This is a genomic window from Flavobacterium caseinilyticum, assembly GCF_004349085.1.
Taxonomy (GTDB): Bacteria; Bacteroidota; Bacteroidia; order Flavobacteriales; family Flavobacteriaceae; genus Flavobacterium; species Flavobacterium caseinilyticum.
The window spans coordinates 88,923-111,002 of record NZ_SMFM01000005.1 but is presented as its reverse complement, the minus strand read 5'-3'; the positions used below and the strand labels follow the sequence as shown (position 1 = coordinate 111,002).

Here is a 22,080-nt window from a genome sequence, read left to right as displayed (position 1 = left end):
CAGCAGTTGTAAAGTAGTATTATGCTAGAATTTTGGTGTATTTCTTTTTTTGATAGATATATTTTTCCATAATAATCCGCGATTTAAAAAAACATAAAGTAGATTCAGCTCCCTGATTAATGTTAACATGTTTGTCTTCAAGGCCATCGTATGAGGCTCCATTTTCAGGATTATACATAATTTGTTTGAGATGATTGTTCCCTAAAAACCACATAAAGGCCAGTTTGAGCTGGTCTTTGTATTTTGTATTTCTAGTGACTTCATAGAACAAATCCAATGCAATAATTGTGGTAGATACTTCAATGGGTTGTTCACCATAAAAAACCCTTTCATTTTCTTTTTTGAACCATCCTCGGTTTGAAATTACTTTAAGCTGTCCCTTCATAAAATAATGTGAAAGCAGAAAATCAAATGTGATTACCGCAATTTTTTTGTATTTCAATTTTTTTGTGACTAAGTAACTGTACATCATAGCCTCAGGCAATACGTTATTGGCGTAGGTCATATAATCTTCGTACCAGCACCAATTCTCCGCTGAATTGATATTATAATGGCGCAACAGCTCGTCAGCAAGATTTTCTATATGCCGCCTCGTGTGCTCGTCTTTATAAATATTATGATATTGGTAAAGTCCTTTTAAAGCATAAGCAATTGCTCTTGGGGATTTAATATCGTCAATTCTGCAAAGGGCTTTAGTCCAGCAGTTCTGAGCCCGATTTACTAAATCCTGCGGTAGTATTGTTTTATATCCAATTACAGTGCCCAGACTCCATATGGCTCTTCCATTTGCGTCTTCCAGATTGACTTCTGAATTTTGATCTGTCAAATGATGTTCAAAGTCCTTATAATTATCAAACCAACCGTTTTCTTGCTGAATACCTTCAATAAAACTTAAATAAATCGATGCAAGTCGCAAGGCAGCATCGTCTTTATTATAATTATAATACAAAACCATATTTATTAACGCTCTGGCGTTATCATCCAGTGTATAACCCGATTCAGGATCCGGATCGCTAAATTTAGAAAATTGAAGGATTCCAAAATCAGTGGTAAGTTTTTCGATATGATCTAATTTTATTGGAGGAAAATTGAATCTCAAGTCGTCTTCTCTATTGGTCAGTTGATCAAAAAGCAACCGATATTGTATGGCGATGTTTTCCCAATTTGTGGCATGTGCCTCGACATAAGCATTTTTGCCCATCGCTATTCGTACCTCTTTATTTTCAATAAGATACAGTATCGCTTTTTGAAATTCTTCAGTTCGGTCGAAATTTTTTAACAGCATTCCGTTACCGTCAATCAACGTTTCTATAGCGTGGGGTATCGGTGTGGAAATCACCGCACAGCCACAACTCATAGCATATGCAAAAGTGCCACTCACGGTTTGATTGGGATCTTTAGAAGAAAACAAATAAATCTCCGACAGCGTTAAATAATGCAGTAACTGCCACAATTCAAGATATTCATTAATAAAAATAACATTTTTCTCCAGCTGAAGTTTTTCTACGATATTTAATAGTTTATCTCGGTATTTTTCCCCTTCGTTTTTAAAAACTTCAGGATGCGTTTTTCCAATAACCAGATAAATTACTTCAGGATGTTCAGTAATTATTTCGGGTAATGCGTATAGCACTGTTTCTATATTTTTATTCTCACTGATTAATCCAAATGTCGCCAAAACGATTTTGCCTTCAAACCCATATTTTATCTTTAACAGTTCCTTTTGTTCCCACAGCACATTGTGGTTGCCATGCGGAATTACAAGCGTTTTAGATGTTGGACAATCATAGTAACTTGTCAAAATTTCTTTGGATCTGTTAGTGAGAACAATTATTTTATCAGATAAATCTACTATCGCATGGACTACTTTTTTTCTTTTTTCATCAGGATTTGGAAGTACGGTGTGGAAAACAGTTACAATAGGTTTGTTTAACGCCAATATGAAGGAAAGGATGTAATCACCATATTCTCCTCTAAAAAGTCCAAATTCATGCTGAATACATACTAATGCGATATCATCTCGCTCATTAATTTTTTCGGCGACCAAGCGGTAATCCTCTAATGAGTCTACAGGCAAAATATAATTTACCTCATCATTATAATCAAAATGTTGTTCGCTATTTTGCAACGCACAAACCTCTATAGGAAGTGTATCTCCAAAAACATTGTTAACTGCATTTACGATATCATTAGAAAAAGTTGCTAATCCACATTCTCTAGGCGGGTAAGAACTCACTACCAGCATTTTTATTCCTTTTTCAAATTTCATGTTGTTAAGTTTTAAGGTTGTTTTCTTAGTTCCAATAGTAATTCGTTGATGTTTAATTTGGCTACCGCCATGTGTTTGTCAGCCACACCATAATAAATATATAAATCCTCCCCAAATAACGCATGTCCAGTTGGAAACACTACATCGCTGACTTCTCCTTCCAGTTCCCACTGCATGGTAGGTGAGAAGAGTGGGTAGGGTAGTCTTGCAATTTCATTCTCCGGTCTGTCCAACTCCAGCAATGCAGCTTTGGCATGGTATATTTTTCCTGTTGTAGTTTCTTGTACGCCATGATAAATAAGTAACCAGCCAAAAGCCGTTTCAATTGGCGGACCACCTGCTCCAATATAACTTACTTCAAATATATCTTTGGGATCCAATACGATATGGTCCACCAGATTTTGAAGATAATTTTCCCAAAAAGAGTCGTTTAAATCTTTCCAATGGTCAAAATGTACAATCTGAATTCCAGGCCAGATGCGATGCAACATCACAAATTTTCCGTTTATTTTTCTTGGGAACAGCACTACGTCCTTATCTCTTAATAATCTAAACTCATCTTCCACTAAACCTATTTGTGCAAAAAGATTATAATATTGATGGTATTTTGGATTTAGTTCCCTTTCACTGCAGCAATTCACATGACTTTCATATTCCTGATAATTCACATGGGGAGTTATGATTCCATGCTTTTCGAAATGAATCAAATCCTTTGATGTGGCTAGAGCTCCCATAGCATTTACTCCGTCATAGGCCGTGTAAGTGATATAATAAGTATCTTCAATTTTTACAATTCGGGCATCTTCTACACCATTTTTTTCATAATTGTATTCCCGGGCAATCAAGGGTTTTTCATTTCTTTGTATTATTTTTAACGGTCCATCCAATTTTGCGTACCCAATGGTAGATAGGTTTCCATTTTGTACGGCACGATACAAAATATGAATGGTAGTCCCTTCCTGATAAATACCGGGATTAAATACACCGTTATTTTCAAATTCGTTGTTGGTGGGGCTGAGAATTATCCCTAGTTTTTCTACTGTAACCATGGTTTCAACGAGTTTTATGTGAGTCTACACTTAAATTTATCTCCAAATCTAGTTTTGTACCTCTTGTTTTTTTTGTTCCTTCAATTTTGCTTTTTCCTGTTTTTTAAAATAACCACGAAATAGAAAATTGTGTTTTAAGGCTTCCATGTTTTCATTCAAACGATAACTGGCTTGGTTAATATTTGTCATCGTTGAATCTATTTTCCGAACTAATTCAGGGTCATTAGAAAGATAGTTGACCGCACCTTTTCCGTCTTTAATATTAACTATCGTTGAATTGAGATTAGTTACTACCTTGTTTATTTCAGTACTTGATTTCTCTAAATTGAGCACTACCTCCTTCATATTATTGGCCACAGCCGTATCTTTTAGAAGTCCAATTACATTATTTTTATTTTCTAAAGAAGAAATGAGCCGATTCAATCTTGTCACGGATTCTGAAGTTCCTTTACTAGTAATTTTTAAATAATGTATTGTCTCTTTGAGGTTATTTGCTATCGAGGTATCTTTCAACAATAGTCCAACTGTTCCTTTTCCATTATTTATTTGATCTGTGATTTTTAATAAGTCAGCGGTAAGAAGTGCTGCGTTTTTATTGGTAACTCCTAACGTATTCAATAAATCATCCGTACGAATGCGACTAAGTGATTTAATCTCATCTCCAGGCGCCACGGATGATTCCATTCCTTTTCCCGGAATAATATTGATGATCATATTCCCTACCAATCCATCAGAACCTATTGTAGCAACAGCATTTTTTCTGATATGGGGGAAAATAGTTTCATCTATAATCATATCAACTTTGATAGTGGAATCATTAATCATTTCGATTCCTCGAACCGTTCCTACATTGATCCCTGAATAGCGTACATTATTACCTAACTGTAACCCGCTCACATTATTGAAAATCGCTTTAAGATGGCTGGTTTTACCAAACATTTTTTGTTTATCGCCAATGAAATACACAGCCAATACAAAGATCAGTAATCCGATGATTACGAAAAGACCCAAGCGTAATTTTTGTGATGTCGACTTTTCCATTCTTACTCTATTTAAAGAAAGCTTGTACTTTAGGATCAGTTGAGGTTGATAATTCCTCAAATGTGCCTTCGATGTAATTTAACCCATCCACTAATAAAATCATTCGGTTCGAAATTACTCTGGCACAGTCCACATCATGCGTGATTATAATTGCCGAAGTATTGTATTTTTTCTGAATAGACATCATCAATAGCAAAATTTCCTTTGCGGTTATTGGGTCTAATCCGGTGGTTGGTTCATCATAAAGAATTATTTTTGGCTGCAGGATTAAAGTTCTGGCCAGAGCAATTCTTCGTTTCATTCCTCCTGAAAGTTCTTCGGGCATTAAATTAATAGTATGTGCTAATCCTACGTTATCCAATGCTTCCATAACCAGCGGAGTGGTGTCTTTTATTTTTCCGAACTTCTTTTTATGGCGTCGCAGTGGGAATTCCAGATTTTCTCTGACGGTCATCGAATCATAAAGAGCACTGCCCTGAAATAGAAAACCCACTTCTGTACGAAGATCGTCCAATTCCTCGCGGTTAAGTTCGTTGATGTCCTTTCCCATTACCTCAATAGACCCGCTGTCATGCTCTTCTAATCCAATGAGGCATTTTATCATTACGGATTTACCAGAACCGGATTTGCCCATGATAACCAGATTTTCACCTTCATACAAAACCATATTAAAACCAGCCAAAACGTGATTGCTGCCGTAGTTTTTTTTTAAGTCTTTAATTTCTATGATAGGTTTTTGATTTTGCATAAGCGTATTGATCATCAGTTATAAATCATAAAATATGTCGGTAACAAAAACAGCCACAAAGTCAATAATAAAGAGCAACATCGAGGTAAAAACAACTGCTGAATTAGCAGCTAAACCAACACCAGCTGTGCCTTTTTTGCAGTAATATCCTTTATAACAGCCAACTAATCCTATAGCAAATCCAAAAAAAAACGTTTTAATTGTTGCGGGAATCAAATCACCAAACTCTAATGCATCGAAAACCTGATTGTAGTACAGTAGGAATGATACGTTCCCCTTAATGTTTTCGACCAAAAAAGAACCGAAAATGGCAATAAAATCGCCAATAATTACCAAAATTGGCAACATCAAAGTGGTAGCCAGTATGCGCGTTACCACCAAATATTTGAAAGGATTTGTTCCAGAGACTTCCATAGCATCAATTTGTTCCGTTACTCGCATGGAACCTAATTCAGCTCCAATTCCGGAACCGATACGACCTGCGCAAATCAAAGCGGTTATAATAGGTCCTATTTCCCGAATAAGCGAAATACTCACCATTGAAGGCATCCAGGACACGGCACCAAATTCCTGAAGCGTTGGACGTGATTGTAAGGTAAAAACTAATCCAATAATAAATCCCGTGACGGCTACAAGAAGCAAAGAACGATTTCCCATATTAAAGCACTGCCTCAAAAACTCTCTGAATTCCGAAGGACGCCTAAAAACTTCTTTAAAAAAACGACCTGCAAAATAAGAGAGCTCACCAATTTCAAGTAAAAAAACTTTGAATAATTCAAATATTTTAAAACTACTTTTCATATGTAAAATGAATTTATTTTTAACAGAAAGTGGCTACTCAAATATACAACTATTTATCTGATTATCAGTATATATACATGTTGTTCAACTATTATTTTGATGAGTTTGTCGATAAAAACCATTTGGAGAATAATAGAAATATTTTTGCATTCAAGTTTTTTATTTTTACAGTTAAGAATGTCGTGCCAAATTGGAATCAAAAAAATTAAATTTTTTCCTGTAAAAAGAAATAAAATACTTAAGTTTTTGAAGGGAACTATTGTTTTCCTTCACAGAAAATAGCGATGAACACTCCGAAAAGGGCTACTGATATATTCAACGATTGAAGTTTATCTTTTTCTGTTTTTTATCCATTTTTCTATTTCTACAGCCCAAAATACGATACTTGATACAGCTAAGGTCAGCAGCAACTCATTTAAAGAAAGTGGTTCTGTTTTGAAGATATCATTAAAAAATGGGGTATAAATTATCATCATCTGTAGCGCAACAGTTAATACTAAAGCAGCTAGTAAAGGCTTATTTGTAAACACTCCTATTTTAAAAATTGATTCTCTTTCTGAACGGATTGCCATTACATGTCCCAGTTGACTAAAGCAAAGAACGGTGAAAGCCATCGTTTGCCATTGCGTATTGTCGCTGTGGATTGCCCAAGCTTGCATCCCAAGCGTGACGACGCCCATTAGTAATCCTACCCATAAAATGTGTATTGCCATTCCTCCGGCAAAAATATTCTGTTTTGGATCTCTTGGAGGACGATTCATAATATTGGGTTCGGATGGTTCTGATGCCAGTGCTAAGCCTGGTAACCCATCTGTCACTAAATTTATCCAAAGAATATGGACTGCTAACAGCGGTACAGGTAATAACAAGAACGGAGCCAGAAAAATCACCCAAATCTCGCCGCTGTTGCTGGTCATAGTATATTTAATAAATTTCAAAATGTTGTCAAATATTCTTCGTCCGTGCCTCACGGCTATAACGATGGTGGCAAAATTATCATCAAGCAAAATCATGTGTGATGCTTCCTTAGAAACTTCAGTACCGTTGATTCCCATAGCGATTCCAATATCAGCATTTTTAAGGGCTGGTGCATCATTAACACCATCACCTGTCATTGCCACAAATTGATTTTTATTTTGTAAAGCATTTATTATCTCTAATTTTTGTTCGGGATTTACACGAGCATAAACTTTGACTTTTTCAACAATATCTTGAAATTGCTTTACCGTTAGCGCCGCAAGCTCTGAACCTGTAACAATTAAGTCTTCTTCAGAAGTGATAATTCCCAAATGCTTTGCAATGGCTTCTGCAGTAAGTTTGTGGTCACCTGTGATCATGACTGGAATTATGCCCGCCTGTTTACATTCTGTCACAGCTTGTTTTGCTTCTTCCCTTGGTGGGTCAATCATTCCGGCAAAACCAATTAATGTTAAGGAGGATTCTACTTCGTCTGCAATTAATTTTTCCGGTATCGATGGAAGTGTTTTCATGGCATATCCTAAAACTCGATAGCCTTTCTTAGCCATTTCGTTGACTTCGAGTTCAAACTGAGGTATGAGTGATTTTTGATTATCCGTAAGTTTATTTAGTAATACATCTACAGCACCTTTTGTTATGGCGATTATTCCATTTTCGGTTTCATGCAAGGTTGTCATGCATTTTCGCGTTGAATCGAAAGGCAATTCTGCAATTCGGGGAAACTCTAATTCTAAATTGGTTCGTTCTAAATTTTTATCGAAAGCATATTGTACTAAGGCAACTTCGGTTGAATCGCCTAGCCATATTCCGTTTTTATCTTTAGAAACATCATTGTTCAAAGCCATTGCCATGACCAATGCATCTCTTCCGGCAAAAACGGTGTTAAATTTTTTGTCGGCTGTTTCATAAACTTCTTGTACAGTCATTTTATTCAGCGTAAGGGTTCCCGTTTTGTCTGAACAGATGAACGTAACAGAACCAAGTGTTTCTACAGCCGGTAACTTCCTGATTAGGGCATTGCTTTTCACTAGCCGCTTTGCGCCAAATGCAAGCGCAATGGTTACAAGCGCTGGCATAGCCTCGGGTATAGCGGCAACAGCGAGTGAAATGGAAGTAATCAGCATTAATAAAATAGGCTCCCCGCGCAGCCATCCTATAAAAAAGATGATGGTACAAATAATGAGTATTCCTACTGATAATCGTTTGCCAAAAGCGGCTAATCGTTTCTGTAACGGGGTACTGGTTTCGTCGGTCTGAATCATTTTAGCAATTAGTCCCAGTTCCGTTTCCATTCCTGTTGCGACAACATAAGCTAGTGCCCGTCCATTGGTGATATGAGTTCCCTTGTACCCCATATTGGTTTGGTCACCTAGTGCATAGTTTCCTTCAGGAAGCTCATCAGTGCTTTTCTCAACATTGTTGGATTCACCGGTAAGCGCTGATTCGTCCACTTTTATTTGATAAGTTTCAAAAAAACGGATGTCTGCCGGAATAATATTGCCTGCTTCGAGCATGACAACATCACCCGGAACAAGATCCGAAGCTGGAATGTCCATCATATCGCCTTTGCGTAAAATACGAGCAAGGTTTGCCGCCATTTTTTTTAATGCTTCCATGGCTTTTTCAGCCCGATATTCTTGGATAAATCCAACGACAGCATTAAGAATAATAATAGTAAGAATAATTATTGTATCTGTAAGATCGCCTACGATACCCGAAATAATTGCCGCCGCAATTAGAATTAATATCATGAAATCAGTCAACTGAGAAAGAATCATCTGTAAAACGCTCCTCTTTTTCGAGTCTTCAATTTGATTCTTACCGTGTTCGATTAAGCGCTCCGAAGCTGTTATTGCGTCAAGACCACTTGGAGTTGTATTCAACAACTGTGTGATTTCTGAAAGAGGAAGTAAATGCCATTTCATCGTTTTTATTTTACATAATATAACAAGACCATCATCAATACGTAAACTATTGCTATTAAAGCAGTGTCAATGGCGAGTTTCCATTTTTTTTCTTCTTTGAAAACAATACCAATTATACCAATTGCCGTAATGATAATAGTTCCTAGAACTGGTATAATATGATTGGGACTTGTATATTGAAAAATGGGTCCCTTAGTATAAAGGATGTCATCAAGCGCCAGGATGGCGATATTAAAAATATTACTTCCAAAGATATTACCAATCGCAAGGTCAATGGTACCCAAACGGATGGCAGCTAAAGATACAACCACTTCGGGAAGTGAAGTCGAAGCAGCAATGAATAATGTGCCAAAAAAACTTTGCCCCAAACCGCTCTTCTCTGCAAGGTGTTCACCAAAATAAGGCAGTAACATTGCTGCTGCCATTAAAACAACTGAATTCAAAGCGTAGCGCAGAATCACTTGTTTCAAGGAAAGAGGATAGGAATTTTTGTTTTTTTCCCGATGATTACTCTCTTTTTTGTCATAAAGGAAAATTACTCGAATGGCTATCAGGTAAAATACCAGAAATAAAATACTGAATTCTCCAATCCATATGATAGTTCCAAAAATATCAGGCATTAAAATAGCAAAACCAACCAAGCTTAAGAGGATAATTCCAAAAGATGCGGCAATCACGTGGCCTGTTTGGGCGACGGACGTTAACGGCTTTTTGGGATCATAAAACAAATCCATTATGGAAATAATAAGTATATTGAAAGCGCAGCTTCCCACGATATCACCTACGGCAAGATCCGGAGCGTCCAGGATAACCACGGAGCTTATGCCATTCATCAATTCAGGCATCGATGTCACTGATGCTAAAAGAATAATACCCACAAACATTTTCCCCCAGCCAAGAATACCGGCCATCATATCACCATATTTAGAAAGCTGAGAACCCGTTACTACAATCACTGCTGTTGCAGTCAAAAATCCGAGAATATGCAGATATAAAGTACTCATATTGAAATGATTATTTCGTTGATGACTTTTAAGGGTTTCTGAATTTTTCCTGCAGGGAGCAGAAATCCGATGATTAAGCAGCGATTTTTAATATATACTTTTATTCTGCTATTTAGTTGTAATTATGTTGCGGAATTTCAATGCAATTGCCTTATTTACTGGGTATTGAAAGTAAAGGAACATGTAGGTGATAGGCTGTTTTTTTAGCGACGCTTCTGTGAAAAATACGATTCCAGAGTCCCTTTCTCTTTAATGGATTTATCACGATCATGTCTGTCTTGTCTAGTACCGTTTCCTGTAAAATAGTCTCTGCGACATCTTTTCCAGCTGTATGGTTGAAAGTAAACTCAAAATTTTTAAAATGATTTTCGATTGTTTTTTTATACTTTTCATGATCTTCATCTGCCGTAAAAAGTGTTATTCCCCAATCGATATGAAGAATGTTGATTTTAGCGTTGAAAAGTTGGTTTAATTCTAGTAAAGTCTGCAGCACTTTTTTATCTCTTTTGGAATAGTTCGATGCATAGGTAATCTTTGAGGGAAGTTTGAATTTATAATTTTCTGGAATTGCTATCACAGCACAGGGGGATTTAGTAATTATCTCAGCGGTAAAACTACCAATTAATTTTTCCTTTAAACCGCTGGCACCTGAGGTTCCAATAATAATAAGATCAATTTTGTTTTTTTTGCAAAAAGCAATAAGTCGAATTTCCTCGGGTCCTTGATCTACATGAACAGAAATGGAAAGATTGGGGTTTTTCTTTAGAATTGTATCCTTAATTTTTGTAAGGCGGTTAACTATAGTTTCCATGTTCTCAAGATTATCCTTAGTACTCATACTCAGCGGATAAAAGCCGCTCTCAAAAGGAATAAAACAATGGTATAAAATTAGTGAGGCATCAAATTTTTCTGCTATGTTTAAAGCATAACGAATAGCAGAATCTGCAGGAATAGAAAAATCTGTTGGTACAAGTACTGTTTTCATAATTTATATTTTTAGGTTATTAAATAGTCAATTCACTAAGCTACGTCTTAATTTTTTCTGTTTCTCAACACTTTGAAACAAAATTCTTTAAAGTAATTTAATTTAGGACTTATCTTTTTCACTTTCTTACAAACGCAATTAATTATTCAGGGAAGTTAATTTGTTTTGTTAAGTGTCTTTCATTTTAGACGATTAAATACCAAATCAATTCCTTCCATATTTAAATTCAATTCCTGAAGGTTGCTCATCATTTTTTCAATTTTATTAACCGCAGTAGTACAACCGTAAGCAATAGCTTCGACTGTTTATATTTCTAGTAAACCCATTTCGTTGAGGTTCGTAAAAAAAGACAGCTCCATTTTATAATGGGTACATAATTCTGATCTTTGGATTTGATTTTTTATGTTCATAACGTTCGTAACTTAGCGAGTTCCGTAAATAATTCTTTTTCTTTTTCAGAAAGATTTGTCGGAATTTGTATTTGATAGGTTAAGTACAAATCACCAAATTCCCCTTCCTTTTTATAGACGGGAAACCCTTTTCCTTTCAGTTTGACTTTAGTTCCGTTTTGGGTTCCTGATTTTACGCTCAGTTTTACTTTTCCGTCAAATGTGTCTGCAGTGATCTCGCCACCCAGTATTGCGGTATATAAATCTAAATTTACAGTAGCGTATAAATTATGTTTATCCAATTTGAAGTTAGTGTGGTTTTCTATTGTGAAAGTGATGTACAAATCGCCTTTAGGACCGCCGCCCGAACCTTCGCCACCTAAACCGCTTATTTTAATCTGTTGTCCGTTTTCGACTCCGGCAGGAATGGTAATGCGTATGTTTTTGCCATTGACAGTCAGCGCGCGTTTTTGGGTAGTGTATACGTCTTTTAGATTAAGATGTAGCTCAGCATTAAAATCCTGTCCTTTAAATTGCGCACTTCTTGGTCCGCCGCCAGAGGAACGGCCACCAAACATCGATTCAAAAAAATCTGAAAAATCACCGCCTCCGCCGAAACCTCCTGCTCCAAATCCTCCCTGTTGGCCTTGCCCTTGGTACTGCCGTTGTTGTTTGGACTTTTCAAATTCTTCGGAATGTTGCCAATTTTCACCGTAGTCATCATATTTTTTACGGTTTTCGGAATGGCTCAATACTTCATTGGCTTCATTAATTTCTTTGAACTTTCTTTCAGCTTCCTTATTGTTCGGATTTAAATCGGGATGGTACTTGCGTGCAAGTTTGCGATAAGCCTTTTTGATTTCGGCTTCGGTCGCTTTTTTATCCACTTCTAATATTTTGTAATAGTCTATAAATGCCATCTTAAACTTTTTATAATTGCTGCAATGATGCTTCAATTTATACTTTCCAGCAATCTATCGTTTACTAAAGAGAAAGCAATAAATGGAATATTTTACCATAAATTTAATCAATTTTCTGTTGTTAAAATAAAGACAAAGTGTTTTATTACAGTTATTTATAAATAATAAATTCTAAAAAAGGATTTCTTCCTTAGGATTAGTCAATTGAAATAAAATTGATACATACCTGTTTTTCATTCTGTCTTTAGATTATTATTGTTTATGGATTCGGAATCTGTCTTAATTTTTATTATATCACTAATCTTTGATGCGAGGAATTTGGCACTAATATTAAAATCAGAACGTTTTAGAATTCCGCTAAACTTAAAACCGGCTGTGCTGGCTTTAGATTGCCCATTAATTGAATTTTTCCTGATATTTTTCGATTTTTTTGTTGTAGGTACTTTTAAAAGTCATCTTCGGATATTTTTCCACATCGAAGAATTCGGCACTTCGCAAATGATTATCGCGCATTTTTACTTCGGTATTAATTGAGTTTACTTCCGCAGAAAGTTCAATGATCGCATTGCTGATTTCAGTTTTACCGGTCATAACGCCTATGTCAAATAAGAGGTCATTATAAAATTTTAAAAATCTACTTCGCGAAAAATTAGTGTTTGGGCTAATTTAGAAGAATGGAAAGTAATAGTATAAAGCAGAATGGAAAGTTATCTTGACTTATACCTATATTGTATTATTTCAGAATTACTTTTGGATTAGTTTTGTAATTCACAGCGATTGTGTAAATTCGTGTCGAAAGTGTAATTTATAATAATCTACTTTTCAGAGTTACCTCATTAACAATTAGAATGCTATTAAAAATCAATTAAAAATTAACCTTAAAAACCAATAATTTGAATAAATATTTCATTTTAACCGCGATCGCAGTCACTATGCTTGTGCCTACCACTCAATTTGCGCAGTCCAAAAGAAAAAAAGCTAAAAGTACAGCCGTAGCTCCACCTGCAGAAAAAAAACCGGAGTCTACAATTAAGGAATACAGCAAAGTAATAACCAAAGATGCCGTTTCTGACCAAGGATTGTTTACGGTACACAAAGTAGATAAAAAATATTTCTTTGAAATACCCAATAAACACTTGGATAAAGACATGCTGTTAGTGAGCCGTTTGTCTAAACTTCCTGCTAATTTAGGCGGAGGATATGTAAACGCAGGTTCCGAAACCAATGAACAATTAATTGTTTGGCAGCGTTTTCAGGACAAAATACTCATTAAATTAAAATCATATAATTCTGTTGCCAATGATAGTTTACCTATCAGTATTTCGGTGAAATCGAATAATTATGAACCTACATTATTTGCTTTTGATATTGTAGCTTTTAGCAAAGATTCCGCTAATACAGTGATTGATGTAACTAAGTTTTATGGCACTGATGTGAAATCTATAAGCGGTTTATCGGCAGAAATGAGGGAGACATACAAGGTAAAAGGAATGGATGATTCCCGCAGTTTTATCAATACAATGAAAAGTTTTCCGACGAATATTGAAGTGATTCAGGATTTTACTTACAACGCTTCTAAGCCGCCCGTTCTGCAAGATGCAGAAACGATAAGCATTCAGATGAATCAATCGATGATTTTATTACCTGAAAAACCAATGCAGCCAAGATTAGCTGATCCGCGAGTGGGCTGGTTTACTATTAATCAAATCGATTATGGAAGCTCTGAACTGAAATCAGACAGCAAAACTTTTATTCGTCGCTGGAGGTTGGAGCCTAAAGATCCTGTCGCTTACGCAAAAGGCGAACTGGTAGAACCGATTAAACCTATTGTCTATTATTTAGATCCTGCCACGCCTGAAAAATTGCGCAAGTATATCAAACAAGGAATTGAAGACTGGCAAAAGCCTTTTGAAACTGCTGGTTTTAAAAATGCTATTATTGCCAAAGACGCACCCACAAAAGAACAAGATCCTGATTTTAGTCCGGAAGACATCCGTTATTCCGTAATTCGTTATGTGGCGAGCACGACGCGTAATGCCGTTGGGCCGAGCGTTTCTGATCCCAGAACGGGAGAAATAATTGAGAGTGATGTAATTTGGTATCACAACCATTTGCGTTCGTACCGTAATAGATATTTATTAGAAACGGGAGCTGCAAATCCAACAGCAAGAACATTAAATACAAGTGATGAAGAAATGGGCGAAATGATGCGTATGGTTATCGCTCATGAAGTGGGGCATGCTCTTGGTTTTCCTCATAATATGGGTGCAAGTTGCGCGTATGATACTGAAAATTACAGAAATGGTGATTTTACACAGAAAAACGGAATCGCAGCGAGTTTAATGGATTATGCCCGTTTTAATTACATTGCACAACCGGGAGATAAGAACGTTCGTTTTATACGCCAAATGGGTCCTTATGATCATTATGCCACCAATTGGGGATACAGAGTTATTCCAAATGCGACTTCACCTGAGGTAGAAGTGCCAACATTAGACCGATGGATTATGGAAAAATCCGGAAATCCTAATTATAAATTTGGGAAACAAAGCAGTAGTTTTGATCCGTCTTCGCAAACGGAAGACATCGGAAATAATTCAATGAAAGCAAGTTCTTATGGACTTAAAAACTTGCAATACGTAGCGGCGCATTTATCAGAATGGACCAGCGATGTGACAAATAATTACGAAGATTTAGATGAGTTACACAAAGAAATGCTGGATGTCTGGAGCAGATACGTAGGGCATGTAGTCACCAATGTTGGAGGTGTTTATGAATCTACAAAAAAACCAAATCAAAAAGGAAGCATTTATGATATTGTACCAAAAGTAAAGCAACAGGAAGCCATGCAATGGTTGCAGGCCAATGCTTTTGCATCTCCAACTTGGTTGGTGAATGTAAGTACGCTGAAAAACATTGATTACGCCGGGTACACAGAACGTTTCCGAAATTTACAAGCCAGACATTTGAATAGCGTATTGAGTTTTGAGCGTATTGGCCGATTAATGGATGCAGAAATAATGGGTACTTCTCATTACAAAGCGTTGGATTTACTGGGCGATATGCGCAGAGGAATCTGGAAAGAAGCCAGCCTAGGTTCGAATGTCACTATTTACAGAAGAAATTTACAACGGGCACACATAGAAAGAATGGGTTACCTAATGAAAGAAGAAATTAAATTAGGCCGTCCGTCTGATTATTATAATGTGGCTCAATCGGATGTCAGAGGATTGGTAAGAGGAGAGTTGACTGCCTTAAAATCCACTTTATCAGTTGCTAAAACCAGAGCTGCAAATGCAGAAACCAAATACCATTATGAAGATGTCATCAAACGAATCGAGTTAATTCTAAATCCTAAATAATTAAAATTCAAAATCATAAATAAAAAAATATCCGCTGAAGAGCGGATATTTTTTTATTTAAAATTTAAACCATTTAAGAGTAGTTTACTTTTTTTTTAGATGGTCAAGGGATTCTTTTTTATTTTCTTTATTTTTTAGAAACTCAAAAGTGTAGCTTTTCCCTATAAGAAATAATAATCCATGAATGATAGATTCCGGAAGGAATGTGAGTTTGTCTAAATACGAATCATATACTTTGTTGCTGTAATTTGTGATCACAAAAGCAGAAAAATCAGAAGTCACATACAAGTCATTTATCCTTTTGTTTTCAGTTGTAATTAGGTCATTAAAACTGGAAAAGGAAATTTTGTGGTTTTCATTTTTTCGTTGTACAATTTCGAAAACGGATAATGGAATTCCGGGACTTACATCATAAAAAAGTATTGATTTAGAAACATCAATCAGAACCCATTTTTGAAATTCTTTGGAATAAACTTCGTTAAAAGCGTGTCCGCCGCTTATCGCTGAGTCATTTGACATTATTTTTAGTCCCCATTCTTTTACTTTTAAATCATTAATAACGCAAAAATTATTAAAGACTTGCGAAAAATCGCTGCAAACGCCGCCTTCCCCGTTCATCATTTTTCTTAAGGCCGTAGCTGAGGATTTACCTAATCCAGGTCCGCCTTTTATGTTATTTCTCAGCCAGGTGGCTATTTGTTTTGCTTTATCGAGATCAGTTATTTCGGATTTTAACTGTTTGAAAATTAATGAATTCAGTTCATGATAAATTTTTGGAATATCAGTTTTTTTATTCATTTCATTATAAGAAAAATCTTCAATGGAGTCTCTACAAGATCTTTTAGATAATAATCTAAATCGAATTTTATAAAGTATGGGGTGTCTTCTGAAATACCAAATGAAAGATCTGCTCATTATTCAATAATATTATATGCTGATTTAAAAACCAGAACATGGCTTTTGCATTAATTTTTTTAGACTGCAAATATAGGGGATTGCTATTTAGTTTGTTTTCTTTTCAGATTTTTTCTCGGTTAAAATAAAGTCAAAATAGAGAAATAGCTCTTTAAAATTTTGTTCTAAGCTGATTTTTCAAAAAAAAACGAGTACTTATGAAGATGATATTTTGGGGAATCTTTTCTTTACTCGCAATCTCGTCAACGGTCTATTTCAGCGGAAAATTTGCTTCGAAAGTTTTAAATCTGGAATCTAAATCTTTTAGTAATTGCTTTTTTACGGAAGCCTCTTTTATAAAACTATAATTAATGCTGTTGTATACATATTGCTTAATATCGATGTAAGAAACATCTTTGTATCTTTTGGACAACAAAACATATTGCTCCGTCATATTCGTGCGTAAAATCCCTGCATCATCGGTACTTATTACTATTGGAACGCCAAATTCTTTATATAAAGTGAATGGATGACGGCTTTCTTTCACCTTCAAAATGAATTCGTTGCTCACTAAGTTAATTTCGATAGGAATAGTTTTCTTCGCCATGTAACGCAATAAATCATAGGAATCTTTCTCGTATGCCATATCAACTCCGTGGCCAATACGATTGGCTCCCGCAGTATAAACGGCTGCGCCAATATGCCAAGTCAAATCTTCCGGTTGCACTAAACCAAGAGTCAGTTCGCCGGCATGCATTGTGTATTTTACATTTGGATAACGAGAATGACAATATTTAAACATGACCATGTGCAACCAATAATCCTTCATCGAAGTTTCGCCATCTTCAGGAGAAACAATGTTAACTCCTGCCATCAACGGACTTTCATCTGCTGAAATGAATGCGATTACCAGATTTTTAAATAAATCCACGGGTTCCATGAATCGCAGCACAAAATTTTGATACCGCATGGTAAATTGCTTGTCATCAATTTTCAGGTCCTTGTGAAGCTTTGCCACAAAATTGGTGTTGAAATCTTTGGCGTAAGATTCTGCATCTTTTTTCAGTAAGGAACTATAAACAGAATCCAATGATTTTAGAAGTCCTTTTTCGTCTTTTGCCAAAGCTAATCTTCGTAATCGATTATCGAATTTCGTCAGATTATCCGTGTTCATTGCAGTTGGAATCGTAGACAGCTGGGTTTCAATGTAACTGACATTTTCTGAAATGGCTCTGTTTTTAAGTTCCAATAATCCTTGTCCAAAATTCCCTTTTATGGCCGGTTCAAACTTCATAAATGATTCAAAAAATAATTTATCCGATGGATAATCGACATGATTATAGTCTTTTACAGACCATTTCTGCATGATTTTTTGCTTATAAATGTCTAATGTTCCGTTGCTTTTTAATGTTGAAAATAATTCCCAGTTTCCGGTTGATGGTTTTTCTTTTAAAACATCCATCGTTTCAATATTGAGGTAAAAATCTTTTGAAATTGCATGTCTTAATAACGGTTCCGCGTAAATAGAACCTGAAAAATGATGATGTAAATCGCCGCCTTTTGGCATTTGCGAAAAGAAAGCAGTTAGTTCTGCTTCATTGTTTCTGATCTTTTCAAAATAGTCATTCGTCGATTGCGAGTAACTTGAATTCAGAAAAAGAGCGAAGAATAAAATATGTAATAATTTCATGGTTTTTTAATTGAATCGATAGTATTTTGCTGGTTCTTTTTTTAGAAGCGATCCTCAATTTTAATGATAATGATGTAACAATTAAAAGGTTGATTACTGAAAAAAAGTTGTAATTTTAGCCAAATTTAAGCATTTTCACTAACTGTTTGGTCAGCCGAGAAAAAAGTTTTATTTTTGCACTTCTTATGAAAAACGTTATAATAGCAATTTCTGAAGGTACTCCGCCCTGATTTATAGCCTTTAAATCGAGGGATTTTCCCAAAAACAGTTAGCTGATTTTTTTTTCGATACAATTTCTGATTACGAAATTATATCGGACGTTTTTTATTATAATTATCACATGAAAAAAGTTTTTAATTTATTTGATTTATCTCAAAAGGTAAATTACAGAACAGAAATTTTAGCCGGACTTACTGTGGCTATGACTATGATTCCTGAGTCGCTCTCGTTTGCCATATTAGCCGGTTTTCCCCCATTAATGGGTTTGTATGCTGCTTTCATTGCGGGTTTGGTTACGTCAATATTTGGAGGTAGACCCGGTATGATTTCTGGTGGAGCAGGCGCAACGGTGATTGTTTTGATTGCCTTAATGAAGTCAAATGGTTTAGAATATGTATTCGCGGCGGTTGCGCTGGCAGGTATCTTACAAATTTTAGTGGGTGTTTTTAAACTCGGAAAATTTATCCGACTGGTGCCACATCCCGTAATGTTTGGTTTTGTTAATGGATTGGCAATCATTATATTTATGTCTCAATTGGAACAATTTAAAATGGTGGTTAATGGAGAAACTACATGGCTTACGGGAACTCCAATGTTGATTATGGCAGGTTTAGTAGCACTAACAATAGGAATTGTGGTGTTGCTTCCTAGAATAACAAAAGCTATTCCGGCTTCATTAGTGGCTATTATCGTGGTATTTGCTTTGGTTTTTTTCATAGGAATCGAAACAAAAACAGTGAAAGATATTGCCTCGGTAAGCGGAGGTTTTCCCCCATTTCACATTCCGAATATTCCTATTACTTTAGAGACTTTAAAAATAATTTTCCCTTATGCCTTAATTATGGCTGCAGTGGGATTGACAGAAGGTTTGCTGACCTTGAATTTAGTGGATGAAATCACGGAGACTCGCGGTAACGGAAATAGAGAATGTATTGCGCAAGGCAGTTCTAATATCTTGAACGGGTTTTTCTTTGGTATGGGAGGTTGTCCAATGATAGCACAAACACTGGTTAATTTATCAGCAGGAAGCAGAGCCCGTTTGTCTGGTATTGTCGCTTCACTGACAATTTTAGTAATTATTTTGTTTGGTGCTCCTGTAATTGAACTTTTACCCATGGCGGCTTTAGTCGGCGTTATGATTATGGTTGCGATAGGAACTTTTGAATGGGCTAGTTTAAAAATATTTAACAAAATGCCCAAAAACGATGTTTTTCTTGTCGTAATAGTGGCTTTAATTACTGTTCTACTGCACAATCTGGCTTTAGCCGTTTTAATTGGAGTGATTATTTCAGCTTTGATTTTTTCATGGGAAAGTGCTAAACGCATTCGCGCCAGAAAATTTGTTGATGCAAACGGAGTGAAGCATTATGAAATATATGGACCCTTGTTTTTTGCCTCTACAACTGCATTTATTGAAAAGTTTGATGTATTGAGTGACCCAAATGAAGTTATAATTGATTTTAAGGAAAGCAGAGTTTCTGATATGTCAGCAATTGAAGCATTGAATGTTATTACGCATCGGTATCACAAACAAGGTAAAAAAGTACATTTGCGCCATTTGAGTACCGATTGTATTTTGTTGCTTAAAAATGCAGAAGCCATCATTGATGTAAATATTATGGAAGATCCAACGTATAAATTGGTTATCGATCAGGATTAATCTCAACAAGAGTAATAAAAGCTCTCGTCTGCAACTGATTAGATTAGTGCTTCGGCTTGGTAATAATTAAAAATGACGTTGCCACGAATTACACAAATCTCCACAAATTAACTTGTACTGATTGGTGTAATTCTTGGCAAATTAGTTGAAAGCTATAACTGGGGAAAGTTTTGGTTTAAAATAATAAGCTATATTTTCATCGCTTCAGCAGCCAATCGTCCCGTTTTTAGAGCAGCATTTATGGAGCCATTCAACAAGTTATCTCCGCAAATAAACAGCCTATCTGAGATTTTTATCTCCGAAGCAGCGATTTCATTTCGTACACTTTCCTGAGTTGGTAAAGCATATTCAATGCGATATGCCTTTAGCATTTTCCATGAATTTACTTTTTCACCGTACCATCGTTTCATTTCCTGCTTCATGTTTTCGGCCAAAGTCGCGTCATCAACAGTCGGAATTCCATTATAGGAAACGGAAATAAGCACTTTTCCTTTTGGAGCATAAGCGTTGGAAACATTAGACATGACGGTCAAATTATTTACCCATTTTTTGTTTGTTGAAGCATTTAAAATGACCACTGCTTTCTTCGTTGGGGCTTCATTAGCTTCAAAATAAATATTAGTAACCTGATGTGAAGTCATTTTTTGCTTCGGAAAGTATTTTTGGGTCAAGGTATTTGCGGTCGTGGCCAAAAGGATTTGGTTGGCTTCAAAAACAGTTCCGTCTTCAATAGTTATGGTATTGCCATCAATAGCAATCACTTTGGTATGGCATTGAATACTGCCCTCCGGAAGCATGGCAACTAATTGTTTTGGAATTTCCTCCATTCCTAATTCAGGAACCGCCACATCACCATCTGAAAACATTTTCATTACAAAATCGAACATTCTTCGTGAAGTTCTCAATTCATTTTCCAAAAAAATTCCTGACAGAAAGGGAGCGTAAAAACGATCAATCATTTTTGGACTAAAACCGTATTCAGCCAACTGTTTGCTAGTTGTTTGTTCCGTTTGTTCGAAAATTTCTTTTACGGTTAATTTTTGTAACCTATTTTTTAACCAAAGCGTATTGATTTTATCTTTTAAAGTACCAACGGGAGCAAAAAGAGTGGCAAATGCTGCCGAAGGTCTTCGGAATGGATCTGCGATTTCAAAACTGCCTCCATCATAAAGCACAGTTGCTCCGGGTAACATTTTCTTTAGTTTTAAATCATTATAATTAAGTAATGCTTGCGTTTCAGGATATGCCGTCAAAAGCACTTGAAAACCTCTGTCGAAAAGAAAACCTTCATGGGAATCGGTTTTTATTCTTCCGCCCGCACGATCACTGGCTTCCAGAAGGAGAACTTTTCGCCCTTGACGGTGCAAATGAACGGCAGCTGATAATCCCGCCAGTCCGGCTCCTATAATAATTACTTGCTGTTTCATAGTTTTTGAAAATATTTGATACAAAAATAAGCCAAATAGGGTTTTAGAAGGGCTTCTGAAAGCGACAATTTAAAATTAGATAATTGTTATTGTATTCGAAGTTGCATCAATAAATCTGTTTGCTCGTCATTACCCATTATAAAAACGTGTTTGTCAAAGACAACAAATCCATTTTTAGTGTAAAATTGAAGTGCTCTGTGATTTTCTTCCCACACACCAAGCCAAATAAATTCGACGCCAGAATTTTTTGCAATTTTTTTTACTTCGTCAAGCAACAGTTGTCCGATGTTTTTGCCATGAAAATTTTGGATGACATAAATCCGTTGCACTTCTAAAGTATTTTCGTTGATCACTTCCGTTTGGGCATCACCAAAGTTTATTTTTAAATATCCCACAACTTCAGTGTCTGAGTAAGCGATATAAAACTGTGAATTTACATTGTTTAATTCAGCCGATAATTGTTCTGTATTTAAGCTGTCACGTATATAATTGGTAATGTTTTCTGGCGTATTCACCGCTGCAAAAGTTTCAATGAAAGTTTGGATACTTATTTTTTGGATGGTTTCCAAATCTGATAGCGTTGCTTTTCGAATTCCAATTATATTCATAATTATAGGAAGGTTTTTAGTTTTATTGGACCTCAAAAATAATTAAAATAGCGATCAATCTCTATTATCTATTAGTCTATTGAGCAAATCAATTTATAGATTCTTGATTTC

Annotated in this window: 16 protein-coding genes; 2 read left to right on the top strand and 14 right to left on the bottom strand. The window is 35.8% G+C overall.

The window, feature by feature from the left end; genetic code table 11:
* Positions 1-19 precede the first annotated feature (19 nt).
* The 10 genes from E0F89_RS11510 to E0F89_RS11465 all read right to left on the bottom strand — a co-directional run bounded on the left by E0F89_RS11510 (position 20) and on the right by E0F89_RS11465 (position 12,700).
* Positions 20-2,269 (bottom strand): glycosyltransferase, encoded by a 2,250-nt coding sequence (locus tag E0F89_RS11510; protein ID WP_131909922.1) that lies wholly within the window; start codon positions 2,267-2,269, stop codon positions 20-22.
* Between the two features lie 11 nt (positions 2,270-2,280).
* Entirely contained in the window at positions 2,281-3,318 is a 1,038-nt protein-coding gene (locus E0F89_RS11505; RefSeq protein ID WP_131909921.1) for a glycoside hydrolase family 130 protein, read from the bottom strand.
* A gap of 48 nt (positions 3,319-3,366) precedes the next feature.
* Positions 3,367-4,359, bottom strand: a complete 993-nt coding sequence (locus E0F89_RS11500) for an MlaD family protein (RefSeq protein ID WP_131909920.1) — start codon at positions 4,357-4,359, stop codon at positions 3,367-3,369.
* A 7-nt stretch (positions 4,360-4,366) separates the two neighbouring features.
* On the bottom strand, positions 4,367-5,107 hold the full coding sequence (locus E0F89_RS11495; protein ID WP_131910051.1) for an ABC transporter ATP-binding protein: 741 nt from the start codon (positions 5,105-5,107) through the stop codon (positions 4,367-4,369).
* 18 nt (positions 5,108-5,125) lie between these two features.
* Complete coding sequence (locus E0F89_RS11490; protein WP_131909919.1) at positions 5,126-5,908, bottom strand: MlaE family ABC transporter permease; 783 nt, start codon at positions 5,906-5,908, stop codon at positions 5,126-5,128.
* A 329-nt stretch (positions 5,909-6,237) separates the two neighbouring features.
* Positions 6,238-8,811: a cation-translocating P-type ATPase gene (locus E0F89_RS11485; RefSeq protein WP_131909918.1), complete on the bottom strand. Its 2,574-nt coding sequence runs from the start codon at positions 8,809-8,811 to the stop codon at positions 6,238-6,240.
* Positions 8,812-8,816: 5 nt separating this feature from the next.
* On the bottom strand, positions 8,817-9,815 hold the full coding sequence (locus E0F89_RS11480) for a sodium:calcium antiporter (RefSeq protein WP_131909917.1): 999 nt from the start codon (positions 9,813-9,815) through the stop codon (positions 8,817-8,819).
* A 151-nt stretch (positions 9,816-9,966) separates the two neighbouring features.
* Positions 9,967-10,800: a universal stress protein gene (locus tag E0F89_RS11475; protein WP_131909916.1), complete on the bottom strand. Its 834-nt coding sequence runs from the start codon at positions 10,798-10,800 to the stop codon at positions 9,967-9,969.
* A gap of 406 nt (positions 10,801-11,206) precedes the next feature.
* Positions 11,207-12,109 carry a DnaJ C-terminal domain-containing protein gene (locus E0F89_RS11470; RefSeq protein WP_131909915.1) on the bottom strand — a complete coding sequence of 301 codons (903 nt, stop codon included), beginning with the start codon at positions 12,107-12,109 and terminating at the stop codon, positions 11,207-11,209.
* Positions 12,110-12,505: 396 nt separating this feature from the next.
* The gene (locus tag E0F89_RS11465) at positions 12,506-12,700 is read right to left on the bottom strand and encodes a YceI family protein (protein ID WP_131909914.1); all 195 of its coding nucleotides are present in this window, start codon (positions 12,698-12,700) and stop codon (positions 12,506-12,508) included.
* Between the two features lie 302 nt (positions 12,701-13,002).
* Between E0F89_RS11465 and E0F89_RS11460 the strand changes: the two genes are divergently transcribed.
* Positions 13,003-15,471 carry a zinc-dependent metalloprotease gene (locus E0F89_RS11460; protein ID WP_131909913.1) on the top strand — a complete coding sequence of 823 codons (2,469 nt, stop codon included), beginning with the start codon at positions 13,003-13,005 and terminating at the stop codon, positions 15,469-15,471.
* Between the two features lie 84 nt (positions 15,472-15,555).
* On the opposite strand, the gene E0F89_RS11455 is transcribed toward E0F89_RS11460, so the two are convergent.
* Positions 15,556-16,269: a transglutaminase-like domain-containing protein gene (locus E0F89_RS11455; RefSeq protein WP_243699511.1), complete on the bottom strand. Its 714-nt coding sequence runs from the start codon at positions 16,267-16,269 to the stop codon at positions 15,556-15,558.
* Positions 16,270-16,636: 367 nt separating this feature from the next.
* Entirely contained in the window at positions 16,637-18,055 is a 1,419-nt protein-coding gene (locus E0F89_RS11450; RefSeq protein ID WP_131909911.1) for an amidohydrolase family protein, read from the bottom strand.
* Positions 18,056-18,395: 340 nt separating this feature from the next.
* Here E0F89_RS11450 and E0F89_RS11445 point away from each other — a divergent pair, with 340 nt between their 5' ends.
* Positions 18,396-19,934, top strand: coding sequence for a SulP family inorganic anion transporter (locus E0F89_RS11445; protein WP_131909910.1), 1,539 nt, complete (start codon positions 18,396-18,398; stop codon positions 19,932-19,934).
* Positions 19,935-20,122: 188 nt separating this feature from the next.
* Here E0F89_RS11445 and E0F89_RS11440 read toward each other — a convergent pair whose 3' ends face one another.
* Complete coding sequence (locus E0F89_RS11440; RefSeq protein ID WP_131909909.1) at positions 20,123-21,361, bottom strand: NAD(P)/FAD-dependent oxidoreductase; 1,239 nt, start codon at positions 21,359-21,361, stop codon at positions 20,123-20,125.
* 86 nt (positions 21,362-21,447) lie between these two features.
* The gene (locus E0F89_RS11435) at positions 21,448-21,969 is read right to left on the bottom strand and encodes a GNAT family N-acetyltransferase (protein ID WP_131909908.1); all 522 of its coding nucleotides are present in this window, start codon (positions 21,967-21,969) and stop codon (positions 21,448-21,450) included.
* Between the last annotated feature and the right edge of the window lie 111 nt (positions 21,970-22,080).

Coding starts and splice junctions, on each gene's coding strand:
- E0F89_RS11510 (WP_131909922.1), bottom strand. CDS start 2,269: ATGAAATTTGAAAAAGGAATAAAAATGCTGGTAGTGAGTTCTTACCCG.
- E0F89_RS11505 (WP_131909921.1), bottom strand. CDS start 3,318: ATGGTTACAGTAGAAAAACTAGGGATAATTCTCAGCCCCACCAACAAC.
- E0F89_RS11500 (WP_131909920.1), bottom strand. CDS start 4,359: ATGGAAAAGTCGACATCACAAAAATTACGCTTGGGTCTTTTCGTAATC.
- E0F89_RS11495 (WP_131910051.1), bottom strand. CDS start 5,107: ATGCAAAATCAAAAACCTATCATAGAAATTAAAGACTTAAAAAAAAAC.
- E0F89_RS11490 (WP_131909919.1), bottom strand. CDS start 5,908: ATGAAAAGTAGTTTTAAAATATTTGAATTATTCAAAGTTTTTTTACTT.
- E0F89_RS11485 (WP_131909918.1), bottom strand. CDS start 8,811: ATGAAATGGCATTTACTTCCTCTTTCAGAAATCACACAGTTGTTGAAT.
- E0F89_RS11480 (WP_131909917.1), bottom strand. CDS start 9,815: ATGAGTACTTTATATCTGCATATTCTCGGATTTTTGACTGCAACAGCA.
- E0F89_RS11475 (WP_131909916.1), bottom strand. CDS start 10,800: ATGAAAACAGTACTTGTACCAACAGATTTTTCTATTCCTGCAGATTCT.
- E0F89_RS11470 (WP_131909915.1), bottom strand. CDS start 12,109: ATGGCATTTATAGACTATTACAAAATATTAGAAGTGGATAAAAAAGCG.
- E0F89_RS11465 (WP_131909914.1), bottom strand. CDS start 12,700: ATGACCGGTAAAACTGAAATCAGCAATGCGATCATTGAACTTTCTGCG.
- E0F89_RS11455 (WP_243699511.1), bottom strand. CDS start 16,269: ATGAATAAAAAAACTGATATTCCAAAAATTTATCATGAACTGAATTCA.
- E0F89_RS11450 (WP_131909911.1), bottom strand. CDS start 18,055: ATGAAATTATTACATATTTTATTCTTCGCTCTTTTTCTGAATTCAAGT.
- E0F89_RS11445 (WP_131909910.1), top strand. CDS start 18,396: ATGAAAAAAGTTTTTAATTTATTTGATTTATCTCAAAAGGTAAATTAC.
- E0F89_RS11440 (WP_131909909.1), bottom strand. CDS start 21,361: ATGAAACAGCAAGTAATTATTATAGGAGCCGGACTGGCGGGATTATCA.
- E0F89_RS11435 (WP_131909908.1), bottom strand. CDS start 21,969: ATGAATATAATTGGAATTCGAAAAGCAACGCTATCAGATTTGGAAACC.